This is a genomic window from Candidatus Eisenbacteria bacterium, from assembly GCA_030017955.1.
Classification (GTDB): domain Bacteria; phylum Eisenbacteria; class RBG-16-71-46; order JASEGR01; family JASEGR01; genus JASEGR01.
This window is the reverse complement of record JASEGR010000174.1, coordinates 1-2454: the sequence shown is the minus strand read 5'-3', so window position 1 is coordinate 2454 and position 2454 is coordinate 1. Positions and strand designations below refer to the sequence as shown.

The window sequence follows — 2454 nt, the reverse complement described above, 5'->3', positions numbered from 1 at the left end:
ATTATATCCGTTGCCGTCCCGCCTCCGTGGAGGAAATTCCTGAAAGCAAGAACCTCTTAATTAAGTACCTCGTGGAGGATGAAAAGAAGGTCTCCCGTGAATACGACATGGTCGTCCTTTCTACGGGTGTCGACCCCCCCCATTCTGCGATCAAGATTGGAAAAACCTTCGGGATTGCCTTGAATAGGTTTAATTTCTGCCAGACCTCGATTTTTAAACCGGCAGAATCGATCCGCGAAGGGGTCTACGTGGCTGGGCCCTTCACGGAGCCCAAGGACATTCCAGAAACGGTGATGCAAGCATCGGCCGCTGCCTCAAAGGCGCTCTCCCTGTTGAAGGAGACAAGGGGCAGTCTTATCGTCCAGAAAGAATATCCTCCCGAGCGGGAAATCGCCGGCGAAGAACCCAGGGTGGGCGTATTCGTCTGCCACTGAGGGTCGAACATTGCGGGCTTCGTGAAAGTCCCTGATGTCGTTGAGTATGTGAAAACTCTCCCCAATGTCGTTTACGCCGAGAACAATCTTTACACCTGCTCGAACGATACTCAGGAAAGGATCAAGGAGAAGATCAAGGAACATCAATTGAACCGTGTCGTCGTGGCTTCCTGCACACCCAGAACCCATGAACCCCTCTTCCGAAATACCATCCGGGAGGCGGGTTTGAACCCCTATCTCTTTGAGATGGCGAATATCAGAGACCAGTGCTCCTGGGTGCACATGCATGAATTTGAAAAGGCGACGATCAAGTCAAGGGACCTCGTCCGAATGGCGGTGGCCAAGGCTCGATTGCTCGAGCCTCTTCAAAGACAGTCTGTTCCAATCGTGAAGTCGGCTCTTGTCATCGGCGGCGGCCTTTCCGGGATGACCTCCGCCCTCGAAATCGCCAATCAAGGCTTCGATGTCTACCTGGTGGAACGGGAAAAGGAGATCGGCGGCAACCTCAGGCGCATCCATTACCTGCTGAACGGAGAAAAACCTCAGCAGGAACTCAAGACCCTGATAGCAAAGGTGAAAGAGAACGACAGAATCCATCTTTTCACGGAAGCGAAGATTGAAACGATTGAGGGCTCCATCGGAAACTTCAAAACAAAGATCGCCATCAACGGAGATTCGAGGGAAATCGAGCACGGGTCAGTCATCGTCGCCACCGGCGCGAAGGAATACAACCCCACCGAGTATCTTTATGGGCAGGATAAACGGGTTCTCACCCAACTCGAATTGGAGCAACAGTTGGCGGCAGGGAATGGGTTATTGAAGTCCATTGGCGGAAATTCGAGGACGGTGGTCATGATTCAGTGCGTGGGCTCCCGTGATGATGAAAGGCCCTACTGCTCGAGACTGTGCTGTACTCATGCGGTGAAGAATGCCTTGAAGTTGAAGGAGCTTTCCCCCACAACAAATGTCTATGTGCTCTACCGGGACATCCGGACGTACGGGTTCAAAGAGAGCTATTACACGGAAGCGAGACAGAAAGGCGTGGTCTTCATCCGATATGACAAGGACCAGAAGCCCGGAGTCTCTAAGAACCACGATGGGTTGAGGGTGGATGTCTACGATCAAACGTTGGGGATTCCCGTGGAGATCGCAGCCGATCTTGTCGTTCTCTCGACAGGGGTCGTTCCTCATGAGGATAATAAGACGATTGCACAGCTCTTGAAAGTCCCCCTCAACAGCGAGGGGTTCTTCCTCGAGGCCCATATGAAACTGCGGCCGGTCGATTTCGCCACCGACGGGGTCTTCTTGGCGGGGCTGGCCCATTATCCAAAAACGATTGAGGAAAGCATCATTCAGGCCCAAGCCGCATCTGCCAAAGCTGCTACGATCCTTTCAAGGGAGAGCATCGAACTGGAAGGGAATATCTCCCAGGTGGTGGATGAGAATTGCGACGGGTGTGCATACTGCGTCGATCCCTGTCCTTACAAGGCGATCACCCTGCTCGAATATATGAGGGAGGGGGCCATCAAGAAAACGGTTGAGGTCAACGAAACGGTCTGCAAGGGTTGCGGCTGCTGTCAGGCCACTTGTCCGAAGAAGGGGATCTTCGTGAGAGGATTTAAGCTGGAACAGATTGGAGCGCAAGTCGATGCTGCTTTGGGGGTGACGTAATGAACGAGAAATTTGAACCGTTGATCATCGGATTCTGTTGCAACTGGTGCTCTTATGCCGGAGCTGACTTGGCAGGAGTATCCAGGATCCAGTATCCGACCAGCTTAAGAATCATCCGGGTGATGTGCTCGGGCATGATCCATCCAAATCTGGTCGTAGATGCCCTGACAAAGGGGGGCGACGGTGTTTTAATCTGCGGATGTCACCCTGGAGACTGCCACTATCAAGACGGAAATCTGAAAGCAGAGAAGAGGGCCGAAGCCATCACACTCATGCTGGAGGATTTTGGCATTGAGCCTGAACGATTTCGATTGGAATGGGTTTCCGCCGCAGAAGGCACCAGGTTTGC

The 2454-nt window shown here is 52.8% G+C and carries 3 protein-coding genes; all 3 read left to right on the top strand.

The features are described 5' to 3' along the window. Positions 1-434: FAD-dependent oxidoreductase (locus QME66_13400; GenBank protein ID MDI6809942.1), on the top strand; the 434-nt coding region annotated here is incomplete at its 5' end. Between the two features lie 21 nt (positions 435-455). Then, positions 456-2105, top strand: a complete 1650-nt coding sequence (locus QME66_13395) for a CoB--CoM heterodisulfide reductase iron-sulfur subunit A family protein (GenBank protein MDI6809941.1) — start codon at positions 456-458, stop codon at positions 2103-2105. After that, positions 2105-2454 (top strand): hydrogenase iron-sulfur subunit (locus QME66_13390; protein ID MDI6809940.1); only part of this gene is annotated, 350 nt, incomplete at its 3' end. The genes QME66_13395 and QME66_13390, both read left to right, overlap by 1 nt.